Consider the following 12,859-nt stretch of genomic DNA (forward strand, 5'->3'; position numbering starts at 1 on the left):
AGTTAATTATTAGCAATATCTAACTAAACATTTTTGTAAATAATTTGTTCAAATAAACCGTATCAAGGATTAATCTAAAGCTAATTTATGTAATAAGTCTTAAGTTGAAATTACGGCGAAGCTGGCTTGGCTTAAGGTTTTTAAATCCTTTGGTGCAAGTGCTATTTCTAAACCTCGTTTACCACCACTAACATACATTAACTCAAGCGTTTCAGCACTGCTATCGATGACTGTAGGTAAACGTTTTTTTTGGCCTAACGGACTTACACCACCTAGTACATAGCCAGTTGTTGCTTCTACTCGTTTAGCGTCAGCCATTTTTACTTTTTTTACTTTTAATACTTTAGCAATTGCCTTTAAATTTAACTTTAAATTTACGGGAACTATTGCAACAGCAAGTTGATCAGTATCACAACAAACAACCAAGGTTTTAAATACTTGTTGCGCATTAAGGGATAATTTTTCTACGGCTTCCAGACCAAAGGAAGTGGCATTAACGTCATGATCATATTGCAGTACGTCAAAGGGGATTTTTTTTTGCTTTAGTTGTTGAGTTGCTGGTGTCATTTTCTCAATCTATAGTTTTTATTGTTAATCATTAATGGTTTATTGTCGCCTTTCAGGTAGAATTATCAACTATTATTTTCCTCATCATTAATTTTCCTTTTTATGCGCATTATTCACACATCTGATTGGCATTTAGGTCAATTTTTTTATGGTAAAAGCAGGGCTAATGAACACCAACAGTTTTTAGATTGGCTATTAACTCAAGTTGAAGACAAGGCTGTTGATGCTATTATTGTTGCCGGTGACATTTTCGATACCGCAACACCGCCTAGTTATGCAAGGCAAATGTATTTTAACTTTATAAGTAAGCTACAGCGATTTAATTGCCAACTTGTTGTATTAGCGGGTAATCATGACTCTGTCAGCATGTTAGCAGAATCAAAAGAGCTATTAAGCGCATTATCAACAAATGTTATCGCTAACGTCACAGATACTTCAATTTCTGCTAATTTAGCTGATCAAGTTTTTGCCATAAAAAATAAACAAGGCATCGCACAAGCTGTTATTTGTGCTATCCCATTTATCAGACCACGTGATGTAATAAAGAGTCAAGCAGGGCAGTCAGCCACAGATAAATCTAAGCAGTTGCAACAAGCTATTGTTGAACACTATCAGCGTTTATTTGAACAAGCTCAGCTGCTCGTTGCTCAACATGAAAAAAGCGATAACGGCATTAAGTTACCTATTATTGCGACCGGACATTTAACCGCACTAGGTGTAACCACCTCAGACTCAGTACGAGATATTTATATTGGCACATTAGAAGCTTTTCCCAGCAATGCATTTCCTGCTGCCGATTATATTGCGTTAGGGCATATTCATCGCGCTCAAAAAGTAGGTAAAACAGAGCATATTCGCTATTGTGGATCGCCAATAGCGCTTAGTTTTGATGAAGCTAAACAAAAGAAACGTGTATTACTTGTGGATTTTGATGAAAATAATCTATCGACGGTAACTGATTTAATTATTCCAACGTTTCAACCGCTAGCGATGTTAAAAACGACACTCGACACCCTCAATCAAGATCTTGAAACACTTGTATCAACATTAATTAGTGACGACAACGACCGCAAACTTTGGCTAGATATTGAATTAGCAAATACCGGGCTGTTAAGTGATTTACAGCCTAAAATTACCACGTTAGTCAAAGACTTTCCTGTGGAAGTGTTACTTGTTAGAAGGCAGAAGCAAGTAAGGCAACGTATATTGTTAGAAAAACAACAAGATCACAGTACATTAAATGAATTAACGTTAGACGAGGTTTTTGACTCGCGTTTACAGCAAGAAGTTTGGCTCGATGATGACACTATTGACACAGAGTCAACTGATTCAGAGTTAACTAACGTAAAATTAACACGTAAAGAGCAGTTACAAACCTTGTTTAAGCAAACCGTTGCGCAAGTATTAAGTGAAGGTGAATCATGAAAATATTGCGATTACGATTTGAGAACATTAATGCGCTTAAGAATGCTTGGCAATTAGATTTTACGCAAGAGCCATTTGACTCTAATGGACTTTTTGCTATTACCGGTGCTACTGGTGCAGGTAAAACAACTATTCTCGATGCTATATGTTTAGCTTTATATCATGAGACCCCACGTATTAAAGTTTCAGCGGGTCAAAATCAATTAATGACACGTTTTACCGCTAATTGTATGGCTGAAGTAGAGTTCGAAGTAAAAGATCAGGGATACCGTGCTTTTTGGAGTCAAAAACGTGCAAGGAATAAAGCGGATGGAAACTTATTAGCGCCTGTTGCTCAGTTGTCTCTAATTGATGGGACAATTATTGCTGAAAAATTAAAAGATGTTAAAGATAATATCGCCAAGATCACTGGTTTAGATTTTTCAAGATTTAGAAAGTCGATGATGTTATCACAAGGGGAGTTTGCTGCCTTTTTAAACGCCGCGCCTAATGATAGAGCGCAATTGTTAGAGCAACTAACCGGCACACAAATTTATGGAGATATTTCAAAACAAGTTTTTACTAATCATAAAGCGGCTGAAAAATCATTACAATTAATGCAGGCTACATCTCAAGGAGTCACATTATTAACAACGCAGGAATTAAGTGATTTACAAGCACAAGAGCTTGAAATAGAAAAACAAAGTAATGAAATTATAGATGAACAGTCAGTTTATTCGTCATTAAAAAATGTAGTATTAATAAATCAAGCACATCAAAAAAAATCCATTCAGATAAATGATTTAACAATACAAATCAAAAGTGTACAAGAACAAGTCGGTTTAGGAAGAGCTGCTCTTGATGAGTGTTTGCAAGCACAAGAAAAAGAGGAAGTTAACCATAAGCTTATTGAAAGTAAACTGATTGAAAAAATATTGCCGTTAGACAATGAAATAGCCAATATAAACACGCAATTATCACAAGTTTTAGAGCAAGAAAGCAAACAAACGCAAGAGTTAAGTCAGTTAACATTAAACCAACAACAAACCCAAAGTAACAAAAAGCAATTACGTGCAGCTATTGATGAATTACAAAGCTATACCAGTGAACATCAACCCCTTCTTCAAGTAAAAGAAAAACTGCCTTTATGGTCAAATCAAGTTAGTCAGCTGACTCAAATACAAGTTCATATTGATAATAAAACACAAGACTTAATCGCAATACAAAATAAGCATCAACAACTTGTTAACGAACAGAATAAACAACAAACGTTATTAAGTGATAGCACATTAAAAAATAGGCAATTACAGAGCCAACAAGTAGATCTTGATAAGAATAAACAACAATTAGTGACTCAAAACATAGCTGTATTAGATACGGCTGAATTAGCAGGAGAGTCACTAACTTCTGATAGTTTAAATGCTAAAATCAACCAGTGGCAACAGCAACAAAACTCTTATAGCCAAGCTTTTCAGTTGGCTAACCGTTATCAGATGCTTTTTCAGGAAAAAGCACAACTTAGCAATCAAAAGCAATTAGCAATGCCCAAATTGGCTGAGTTGAAATCACAATTAATTGATTTACGGAAACAATTTACTCAGTTAAAACAGCAAAAAACTGATGTTGAAACCTTAATTGCTCAACAACAAACCATTATGGCATTAAGCGAACATCGGGATAAATTACAGCCTGAACAGCCTTGTCCATTGTGTGGCTCTAATGAACATCCTGCAATAACTGAATATCAAGCGATTAGTGTTGATACGCAACAAATGCGTTTACAGTCTATTAATGGTGAACTCAGCCAGTTAGAAGAACAAGGCAAATCACTAGCACAGCAAGAAACTCAGCTTAATGTTGAGCTGAAAACCAAGGACGATCGTGGTCAAATGATTAAAGCAGAAGAAGCTGAGTTACTCGCTGCTTTTACTCGTTTGAATTTACCTCCTTTATTGTTAACTAATAATCAGCTTGAGTTATCAGATATCACATTAATTGAACAAGCATTAACAAAAATAAATAATGAACTGGAGCTTTTGCAACAATTTCAACGAAACTTTAATCATTACGTACAACAACAAATCAATATTGAGCAGCAACAATCTCAAGTCAGTCAAATATTGTTACAAGGACAACATCAATCAGCACTTATTGCAGAAAAAATTAACCATAATAACCATGACAACAACGAACAAAATAAAGCGATAGAACAATTACAATCTGATCAAAGCTTTATGTACAAAAATTTATTTGCTGATATTCAATCAATGCAATTGCATCAATTTTCATCACATTTACATGATCGCTTAAATAAAGAGAGCAATGAAGGTTTGAGTGACAATACAGCCGAGCAATTAAATGATGTTATAGATGCAAATTCAAATGAAAATACTAATCTACATCTTTGCCTTAATTCGGGGATTTGGTTAGAAGAGCTAAAACAACAAGTCATGTTATTTGAACAAAAAATTGCAGAGCAAGAAACGCTTTCTAAGCAGTTATCTTCAGTTGAACAAGCAGATATATTAATCTCTGAACAAGTGCACCAAGCGGAAAGCCGTTTAATTCGTTTCAAACAACAGACAACAGAATTTAAACAGCAATTAATGAGCAAAAAAGAGTTACGCGTAACTGAATTTTTTGCGTTGGGCTATATTGATGAGCAATCACAATCGTCTGAATTTATTAGAAATAAAATATTAGAAGAAGAAAAAATAACAAAAAATAGATTAATAACACTAAATAAAGAACAACAAGCCATTGAAGCTCGTTTACAACAGCTTTTAGGTCAAAAAGAAAGCGTAAATCAGCAATTATTAGAGCATGGCAACGCTAAAGTCGAGGCAGAAAAATTACTGGTTGCTAGCACGAAAAACAGTCAGATGAATGTAGATAAATTATTACTGTTATCCTTATCAGAAATTGAAGTTGAACTGGTAAAGCTTAATGAAAAATTAAAACAACAGCAGTTGCATTTAGGGCAAATTCAACAAGCCATTAATCACGATAAAGAAAATAAAATTAAGCAACAACGTTTACTGGCTCAAATTGAAACTGAGCAAATTGCAGTAGATGAACTCGGCTATTTAAATGGTTTAATTGGCTCTGCTGATGGCGCTAAATTTAGAAAGTTTGCTCAGGGTCTTACGCTCAATCATCTGGTTTACTTAGCAAATGAACAATTGAATAAACTTGATGGTCGGTACCAGTTACAGTGTCAGCAAAGTGACACCTTAAGTTTAGAAGTATTGGATACCTGGCAAGGTGATAGTCTTCGTGACACTAAAACGCTATCGGGTGGTGAAAGCTTTTTAGTTAGTTTAGCGTTAGCGTTAGCCTTGTCAGATTTGGTTAGTAATAAAACCAGTATTGATTCTTTATTCTTAGATGAAGGTTTTGGCACATTAGATAATGATACGTTAGAAATAGCGTTGGTTGCATTAGATAACCTTAATGCAAGCGGTAAAATGATTGGCATTATTAGTCATATTGAAGCATTGAAAGATAGAATTGATGTACAAATTAAGGTTGAAAAACAAAGTGGTTTAGGTATTAGTTCACTTGATAAACGTTTTTCATTTACACCTGACATAACGGGTTAACAACCTGGCTTGAATTAACAAAATTAATATGTGTTAAAGCCAGTTAAAGCTAGCGTTGCTTAGTAAATTGTCTCTATTATATATACCTTAAAGGAACATCAGTCTTGTCTATTTCAGATCTGTTTACATCAGAATACACTTGGATTTATTTCACGTTACTTGCTGCTACTATGCAAGCAATTCGAACTGCTGGTCAAAAACAATTATCCGGTAAACTAAACTCTATGGCTACCACGGCAGTGCGTTATGTTTACGCGCTACCATTTGCTTGGGCATATGTCTGGTGGATGTTAGATTTTAGAGAGGTTTCAGTACCAACGCTCAATAATGATTTTCTATTTTATGCTTTAATTGCCTGTGTAAGCCAGATCATTGGTACTGCTTGTTTAGTTGCTGCTTTTCGATACAAAAACTTTGCTGTTGCAACAAGTCTTGCCAAAACGGAAGCGATACAAGTGGCTATGGTTGGCGCATTATTATTTGCTGCGCCATTAAGTCTCATGGGGTGGTTTAGTGTTATTGTTGGTGTTATTGGGGTTTTATTTGTCTCGAAGGTTAAATTTAGACCACGTGATTTCTTAACGGGCTCTGATGCTAAAATGGGCTTGTTTTATGGACTTTCGGCAGGGTTAGGATTAGCCATTACAACATTACTAATTCGAGAGTCTAGTTTAGCTCTTAATATTGATTTATTGGTGAGTGCAGCAATTACCTTGGTATTTATGATCACGGTTCAATCAATTATTTCTGTTATTTATGTTTATTTACAAGATAAAACACAGCTAAAGTTAATGTTAGCTCATTGGCGTTTATGCTTATTTGTCGGTATAACAAGTGTACTTGGTTCTATTGGTTGGTTTACTGGGGCAAGTCTGCAAAATGCAGCTTATGTCAAAGCATTAGGTCAAGTAGAGTTTTTTATCACACTGGCATTAACTTACCGTTTATTTAAAGAGAAAATCACTACAATTGAATATATAGGGATGTTGTTGATCATTGTTAGTGTTGTTATTTTACTGCTGTGGGCTTAAATTGAGATAAAATACTGACTCTTAATTTATAGTGTTTAATGCTAAAATAAGTGCCAATACTTCGTATGAACGTTTAATTAACATTTATCCTGTACTTATCTAGTATAATACGAAGCCGAAATAGCACCAAATTCATTTATAAACCGTTAAAGAGAATTACATGAAAATTACAGATAAAACCGTTGTTCAGTTCCATTATGTTCTAAAAAATGAAGCAGGAGAAGAAATAGAATCTTCTCATGGTAGTGATCCTCTTGCCTACCTACACGGAGCAAATAATACTTTAGCGGGCTTAGAAAAAGCGTTAACTGACAAAGAAGCTGGCGATAAATTCAGCGTAACTTTACAACCTGAAGAAGCTTATGGCGAACGTCAAGAAGACTTGATTCAACGTGTACCAGTAAAACATTTACAAGGTTTACCGAGCAAAAATGCTAAATGGAAAGCCGGCATGATTGCAGTTGTTCATACTGAGCAAGGTCAACGTCAAGTGACGGTATTAAAAGCAGGGAAGTTTATGATCACTGTAGACATTAACCCACCATTAGCTGGAAAGGTCATAACATTTGATATAGACGTTGTTGATGTTCGCGCGGCAACCGATGAAGAAGTACAACATGGCCATGCACACGGTGTAGGTGGTCATCACCATTAGAACACACCGGCCAACTTTGTCTTCTTGACGAAAACTATATAGCTGCTAAGGTATTGGTAGCTATATTTTTATGCTTTTATAATTTTTTAGTTTAACTATTTTTCAGTTTAATTATTTAAGCAACCAACTTAGAGTAATACCAGTCATGACTACAACTACCACAACAGCACAAACTACTCGCGTTCTTAACACCTTAAAACACACCTTACTTTCACTATCGCTTATTTCTTCTTTTAATTTATTAGCACAAACTCAAGTCATCCATGCGGGTACTTTATTACCCGTTGCCGGTAAAGGTACGTTATCTAAACAAACCTTGGTGATTACCGATGGCAAAATTACTGAGATTAAAAAAGGCTTCGTTAACCCCAATGATATCAATAGAGACGCTCAGTTAATTGATTTATCATCAAGTTTTGTTATGGCGGGTTTAATGGATATGCACGTGCATTTACAAGGAGAATTAGGACCTAAAAATGACAGTCAATCTCTACGTATGTCTGATTCCGATGCCTTAATGCAAAGTATTTCTAATGCTAAAAAAACCTTAATGGCAGGCTTTACTACGGTTAGAGATTTAGGCGCAAGTGCAGAGCAAATTTTTGCACTACGTGATGGAATTGCTAAAGGTTGGGTTGATGGTCCTAGAATCGTTGCCTCAGGATCATCTGTTTCAGTCACCGGTGGACATGGTGACGTCGACGGATTAAGTCCTGATATTCTCGCTATGCGAACCAGTAAAACTATTTGTGACGGGCCTTTCGACTGTCGAAGAGCAACACGTCACGCTATTAAATATGGAGCAGATGTGATTAAAATCACCTCAACGGGTGGGGTTTTGTCAGATACCAATACAGGTACTGGCCAACAAATGTCAGATGATGAATTAAAAGAAGTGGTTAACGCAGCACATGCACTTGGCAGAAAAGTAGCCAGTCACGCACATGCAGCAGAAGGTATAAACGCCGCACTTCGCGCCGGTGTCGACAGTATTGAACACGGTAGCTATGCAAATAAAGAAACCGTCAAGCTTTTTAAGAAATCTGGCGCTTATTTAGTACCAACCTTATTAGCGGGTAATACGGTTGTTGAAATGGCTAAACACAGTAACTTTATGTCTGAAGCAATTAAGTTAAAAGCGATTCGCGTTGGCTCTGATATGACAGAGACCTTTAAAAAAGCATATAAAGCGGGTGTTAAAATCGCGTATGGAACAGACAGCGGTGTTTCTCATCATGGCGATAACGGTAAAGAAGGCGTGCTAATGGCACAAGCGGGGATGAAAAACAGTGACGTATTAAAATCCGCTACTGTTAATGCCGCCGACTTAATTGGTATGTCTGCAAGTTTAGGGACATTAGCGCCAGGAAAAATAGCCGATATCATTGCGTTTGATGATAATCCGCTAAAAGATATTAAAGCATTGTTAGATGTCGATTTTGTAATGAAAGGTGGCAAAGTCATTAAAAACTAATTTTTAATGACGGTTGTTATTTTTAGTCTTTTAAATGAGCTGCTACTCAGCTGCATACTTGCGTCATTCCGTAAGTCACTGTATACGGAATCTCTATCATTTTTCTCGTCTTGCTTGAGCTGGATATCAAGTTCAAGAAGACGAGAATAGCTTAATTGATTCAGGTTAGTTCAGGTGATTTCGTCATTGGCCTGCTACTTTGCTACATAGTTGCGTCATTCCGTAAATTGCTTTATACGGAATCTCTATCGTTTTTCTCATCTTGCTATGACTTGTGCCTTAAAGTCACGCTGAAATAAAAAGTTAAGCGGTTGCAAAGTTTTATACGTATTTTTCAATACTGATAATAGCCTGACTGTAATCACTTAATGCATACTCAGCGCAGTTATCCTCGTCACGCCAGTCAACACCAATCACCATCGGATCGTTAGATAAATCTTCTACCCAAAATTCTAACCAATCAGCAACTGTGATGGGTGCAACTACATAATCAGCCCATTCATCAGCAATATGTACGCTTGCTAATTCAGTTGTTGACCATAAAGGCATTACGTCATGCTCTTCAAAATTTACAGAATCAAGAATAACCCACTCTTGTGATTTAGGTTCTTGTAATCCGTAAAATGTTTGAGTGGTTTCAACGTGTTTAATAAATTGGTTTAGCGGCTCTGGTAATGACATAGTTTAAGTATCTTTAAATCAAAAAAGGGATGTTAACATAGGCTGTATTAAACCCTTAACTAATTTTCAAATACAAAGAAGCCAGCTATATTAGCTGGCTTTGATTTAACAACTGCTTTTAATTCAAGCTTTTTGATTTAAGTGATTAACCAGTAATTAATCAGTAATTAATCAGGACATTCGTTTATAAAGTATCTCAAAATAAAAAATAACACAGGTTAAATAGAACTTTGAGCGACTGTCTTCGTTAAAATTTTTAAGAAAAGGGATAATGGCATTAGCGTTCGAATAAAAGGAAAGATGAAATCTATGAATAAGTAGCCAAATTAACGAACAAAAACACTCGTTCTTTGGAACAGTGTGCCTTGTATTTACATATCAGGCTATTTACTATATAAAGCTAGCTTCGAGCTTATCCAACACCCGAATAAAGTGTCGGCTTCGCGACACCTATTCTTATTTGTTATGTTTTCCTTAACCCAATATTTCCAATAGCTTAAGGTAATTTTCATCACCTATATTATTGGGGCTCAAAGTTGGGTTTCTTGGGTTTCTTAATAAGAAGGCATTTTGATAAGTATCTAGTTCTGGCACGAGCTCTACCCATAGTTTTTTACTTCTCATGATTACAATAGGATAACCTTTTTTTATGTGTTCTTTTAAAGTATGAGCAATGAAACGTTGGGTATGTAATTGTTTAGGGTTTCTTTTAAACCTAACAGAATGATAAGGAGTTAGCTGTAAACAACATATATTATTAGCTACATTTTTAAGATTTAAATCTTGAATAATCCATTTTAGCTTCTTGTGCCACCAATCAGTTCCAGGACAATCCAATTTAGGATTTAGATAATAAAAAGGATAATCTAACTCTGTTTGATTAATATTTTTCCAATGATGTTCAATATAATTTGTATTTTTATGTACATCAAAATCACTATCACTAAGCCCTGGATTTAATGCTAGCAACATTAATTTTGAATTAAGAGAGCCAATATACGGATCTGGAAGAAGTACATCACTGTATTGAAAGTCAGTTTTAGCTTTTGAATTAAACTGGTTAATTAAATCCAGATCTTCATTGTGGACAGTGCTATTTTCAAATTTATAATTCAACCACGGGTTTAACATTGAAACTCCATTTTATAAGAAAACATAACGAACTTGTAGAATAACTCATTTTGACTTAATTAGGCCACCCATAATAACGTGTTATTAGATCACTGGCTTTCAAGTGGATCCTAATCGTATTTAGGTGTTGGAAAACGAGCACGCCGTACAATGAATCGAAATTCTTAGAAGCCCTAAAACTAAGAGGCCCACCGCTTTTAAAGTTTGCAATAAATTGCCGATTTTACTAGCGGTCCACCTCAGGGCGTGTTGTTATATTTATTGTGCCGTTACACTAACTTTAGTTGGTGAAGACTTAGCTAAATCTAAGACACCGTAGTAATTTAATCCGTCAATTTTTTTGCCAATAATGAAATAGTTTATTTCATTAGTCATTGTAGGATCACCAATTACGTCATTAACACTTTTTACATCTGAAAATTGAATAGCCATTAGAGCCATCATAAATTCTATTTGTTGCGTAGGCTTTAAACGTTTTGAGACTTTAGAAATGCCATATTGGGTTGATTCAATTGTTGAACCGTCAAATACAAAATCCTTTTTTGTGCTAGCGCAAGCGCTAAGAATCAAAATTATGACAACTATCAGTAAATTTTTCATCGAATATCCTTATAAATATAACGAGATTGTAGAATTACTCGTTTTTTATTAATTACCCCGTAAAATAGAGGTAGTAAATGCATTACCTATACCGCATTAACACTCTACAGCGTGATACAGGGGCTAAAAAAATCGTCGTTTTGACTGAATTAGTTATTCTACAGCCTCAATGCCCATTTAAGGGGCTGGTAATAGTTTGCTAAAATGTGTAGCGAAGCGAAACTGAGCAAACTGTTAGCAGTCCCGCTTGAAGTTCTTATTATATTGTATTTTATTCAGGGTTAACAACATTGCCATAAACTTTATTTTGAATTGGTCGTTTAACTAAGTAAATAGCTCCGTTATTCTTCATTTCTTTAATTTTACTAAAGGAAATATAATCCGGTATTAAGGTAAAGTAATCACTGTTATGTAGTTCACCATACTCGATGCTATTTACTACAGCATATTGCCATTGATAGAAAACACTCCCATAAACTATAGCTACGTTATCATCAGAAACACGTATAACCTTAGCTAATTTATATTTGCTCTTTCGTTCTAATTTATCATTGATAAGCTGCATATCTAGAAAATAAATATCATTAACTTGGGGATTTAAAATAAAAATCGAAGCTTCTGCTTGCTCGGTTTTATGCTGCTCATATCTTTCGTATCCAAAATATATAATCACAAGCAAGAAAATCAATAGTACGAGTTTAATTAAGGGAGTTGATAACTCTGGTTTGAGTTGTTTTGTCTCTAAGGTATGCAGCACTTTAATTAATCCCTTTAAAGTTAGTTGAAAGTTCAGTGATAAAGCCTTGCCAAGGGGCAAATGCGAACGTTTATGGGAAAAGCCCTGTAAGTATTTGTCCCAGCTTCGCCTTTTGCGGCGAACTTAGGCAACTTGTTAATTTTAATTCATTCCTTTAACACCATAGTTATTTGTTAGTAGTCATCTCTATTTTTGTATATGACTGATACTGGTTTATTATTACGCACAAACTCCACCATCGCATATTCAAGTGATTGGAAGGCTTCAATTGTAGGATCACACAGAGCCGGATCAGTAGATGTAACTTTTGAAACTGTAATTAATGTAGTTTCAGAGTTTTCTGTAACACTTGTAACCTCAAGCGCTGAACAAGCAGAAATGCGGCTTAATATTGTTACAACTTCATTATTACCCCAATCAGGCTCGGGATAATCACCTGAAATACTAGGTATTCTATTTAATAATTCATTAAATTGAACTTCATTTAGAGCAACTATTAATTGACCACCATGAGTATCACTTTGTGAACCTTGGGAAGTTATTTTAAAATCTACTTTATTAAAATCATTTTCCGTGGCGCTGCTTTCAGATAAGCAACCAGATAAATAAATAATAGATGTGCTTAATATAACAGATAAAATTATACGCTTCATGCGAAACAGTCCTTATGACTACTAACAGTTTATTATGAGAAAAATTCCTTCTTTCTACAAGATGGCATCAATCGTCCATAATTTATAATATATTTACACTACTCGATTATTATCAGTAGATCAATCAGTTAAAAATATCGCCTCACCTGGTCGATGTGTGCAAAATTAGCTAGGACAATCACTCAAACTTGAACAAACCGATATTTTAACTAAAATTTATTAGAATTTTATTAGGCCACCCATAATAACGTGGATGAAATTCAATCCATAAACTAAGCTTAATTTACCTTGATTAAGTTTGGTG

General features: G+C 35.1%; 11 protein-coding genes and 1 pseudogene. 6 read left to right on the top strand and 6 right to left on the bottom strand.

The genetic code is table 11. The annotated features are described in order from the left end of the window. Nucleotides 1-99 precede the first annotated feature (99 nt). On the bottom strand, nucleotides 100-567 hold the full coding sequence (ybaK, locus tag Q4496_RS08835; RefSeq protein WP_215972829.1) for a Cys-tRNA(Pro) deacylase: 468 nt from the start codon (nucleotides 565-567) through the stop codon (nucleotides 100-102). A 102-nt stretch (nucleotides 568-669) separates the two neighbouring features. On the opposite strand from ybaK, the gene sbcD reads away from it, so the two are divergent. The 5 genes from sbcD (at nucleotide 670) to Q4496_RS08860 (ending at nucleotide 8,733) form a co-directional block, all read left to right on the top strand. Further along, the gene (gene sbcD / locus Q4496_RS08840; protein WP_303610289.1) at nucleotides 670-1,992 is read left to right on the top strand and encodes an exonuclease subunit SbcD; all 1,323 of its coding nucleotides are present in this window, start codon (nucleotides 670-672) and stop codon (nucleotides 1,990-1,992) included. Continuing rightward, a complete protein-coding gene (locus Q4496_RS08845) occupies nucleotides 1,989-5,573 on the top strand; it encodes an SbcC/MukB-like Walker B domain-containing protein (protein WP_303610290.1) in 3,585 nt (1,194 codons plus the stop codon). The genes sbcD and Q4496_RS08845 overlap by 4 nt, the downstream gene beginning before the upstream one ends. Before the next feature lie 104 nt (nucleotides 5,574-5,677). Next, nucleotides 5,678-6,604 carry a DMT family transporter gene (locus tag Q4496_RS08850; protein ID WP_252727456.1) on the top strand — a complete coding sequence of 309 codons (927 nt, stop codon included), beginning with the start codon at nucleotides 5,678-5,680 and terminating at the stop codon, nucleotides 6,602-6,604. Nucleotides 6,605-6,764: 160 nt separating this feature from the next. After that, on the top strand, nucleotides 6,765-7,259 hold the full coding sequence (locus tag Q4496_RS08855; RefSeq protein ID WP_215972832.1) for a peptidylprolyl isomerase: 495 nt from the start codon (nucleotides 6,765-6,767) through the stop codon (nucleotides 7,257-7,259). 145 nt (nucleotides 7,260-7,404) lie between these two features. Continuing rightward, entirely contained in the window at nucleotides 7,405-8,733 is a 1,329-nt protein-coding gene (locus Q4496_RS08860; RefSeq protein ID WP_303610291.1) for an amidohydrolase family protein, read from the top strand. Nucleotides 8,734-9,054: 321 nt separating this feature from the next. Here Q4496_RS08860 and Q4496_RS08865 read toward each other — a convergent pair whose 3' ends face one another. Together Q4496_RS08865 and Q4496_RS08870 are read right to left on the bottom strand one after the other, a co-directional pair. Then, nucleotides 9,055-9,414, bottom strand: coding sequence for a DUF2750 domain-containing protein (locus Q4496_RS08865; RefSeq protein ID WP_159820101.1), 360 nt, complete (start codon nucleotides 9,412-9,414; stop codon nucleotides 9,055-9,057). 474 nt (nucleotides 9,415-9,888) lie between these two features. After that, nucleotides 9,889-10,545: a hypothetical protein gene (locus Q4496_RS08870; RefSeq protein ID WP_215972834.1), complete on the bottom strand. Its 657-nt coding sequence runs from the start codon at nucleotides 10,543-10,545 to the stop codon at nucleotides 9,889-9,891. Between the two features lie 83 nt (nucleotides 10,546-10,628). Here Q4496_RS08870 and Q4496_RS08875 point away from each other — a divergent pair. Beyond that, a pseudogene (locus Q4496_RS08875) lies at nucleotides 10,629-10,775 on the top strand (IS110 family transposase); the annotation flags it as partial. 28 nt (nucleotides 10,776-10,803) lie between these two features. On the opposite strand, the gene Q4496_RS08880 reads toward Q4496_RS08875, so the two are convergent. The 3 genes from Q4496_RS08880 to Q4496_RS08890 form a co-directional block, all read right to left on the bottom strand. Then, nucleotides 10,804-11,145 (bottom strand): DUF6694 family lipoprotein, encoded by a 342-nt coding sequence (locus Q4496_RS08880; protein ID WP_215972835.1) that lies wholly within the window; start codon nucleotides 11,143-11,145, stop codon nucleotides 10,804-10,806. Between the two features lie 271 nt (nucleotides 11,146-11,416). After that, complete coding sequence (locus tag Q4496_RS08885; protein ID WP_303610292.1) at nucleotides 11,417-11,902, bottom strand: hypothetical protein; 486 nt, start codon at nucleotides 11,900-11,902, stop codon at nucleotides 11,417-11,419. A 173-nt stretch (nucleotides 11,903-12,075) separates the two neighbouring features. Next, a complete protein-coding gene (locus tag Q4496_RS08890; RefSeq protein WP_303610293.1) occupies nucleotides 12,076-12,555 on the bottom strand; it encodes a hypothetical protein in 480 nt (159 codons plus the stop codon). Nucleotides 12,556-12,859 lie beyond the last annotated feature (304 nt).

Source organism: Colwellia sp. 5_MG-2023, from assembly GCF_030547795.1.
Lineage (GTDB): Bacteria > Pseudomonadota > Gammaproteobacteria > Enterobacterales > Alteromonadaceae > Colwellia.

Bases quoted from the DNA above. Each gene is read 5' to 3' on its own strand.
- ybaK (WP_215972829.1), bottom strand. From the start codon at position 567: ATGACACCAGCAACTCAACAACTAAAGCAAAAAAAAATCCCCTTTGAC.
- Q4496_RS08865 (WP_159820101.1), bottom strand. From the start codon at position 9,414: ATGTCATTACCAGAGCCGCTAAACCAATTTATTAAACACGTTGAAACC.
- Q4496_RS08860 (WP_303610291.1), top strand. From the start codon at position 7,405: ATGACTACAACTACCACAACAGCACAAACTACTCGCGTTCTTAACACC.
- Q4496_RS08890 (WP_303610293.1), bottom strand. From the start codon at position 12,555: ATGAAGCGTATAATTTTATCTGTTATATTAAGCACATCTATTATTTAT.
- Q4496_RS08880 (WP_215972835.1), bottom strand. From the start codon at position 11,145: ATGAAAAATTTACTGATAGTTGTCATAATTTTGATTCTTAGCGCTTGC.
- sbcD (WP_303610289.1), top strand. From the start codon at position 670: ATGCGCATTATTCACACATCTGATTGGCATTTAGGTCAATTTTTTTAT.
- Q4496_RS08845 (WP_303610290.1), top strand. From the start codon at position 1,989: ATGAAAATATTGCGATTACGATTTGAGAACATTAATGCGCTTAAGAAT.
- Q4496_RS08870 (WP_215972834.1), bottom strand. From the start codon at position 10,545: ATGTTAAACCCGTGGTTGAATTATAAATTTGAAAATAGCACTGTCCAC.
- Q4496_RS08855 (WP_215972832.1), top strand. From the start codon at position 6,765: ATGAAAATTACAGATAAAACCGTTGTTCAGTTCCATTATGTTCTAAAA.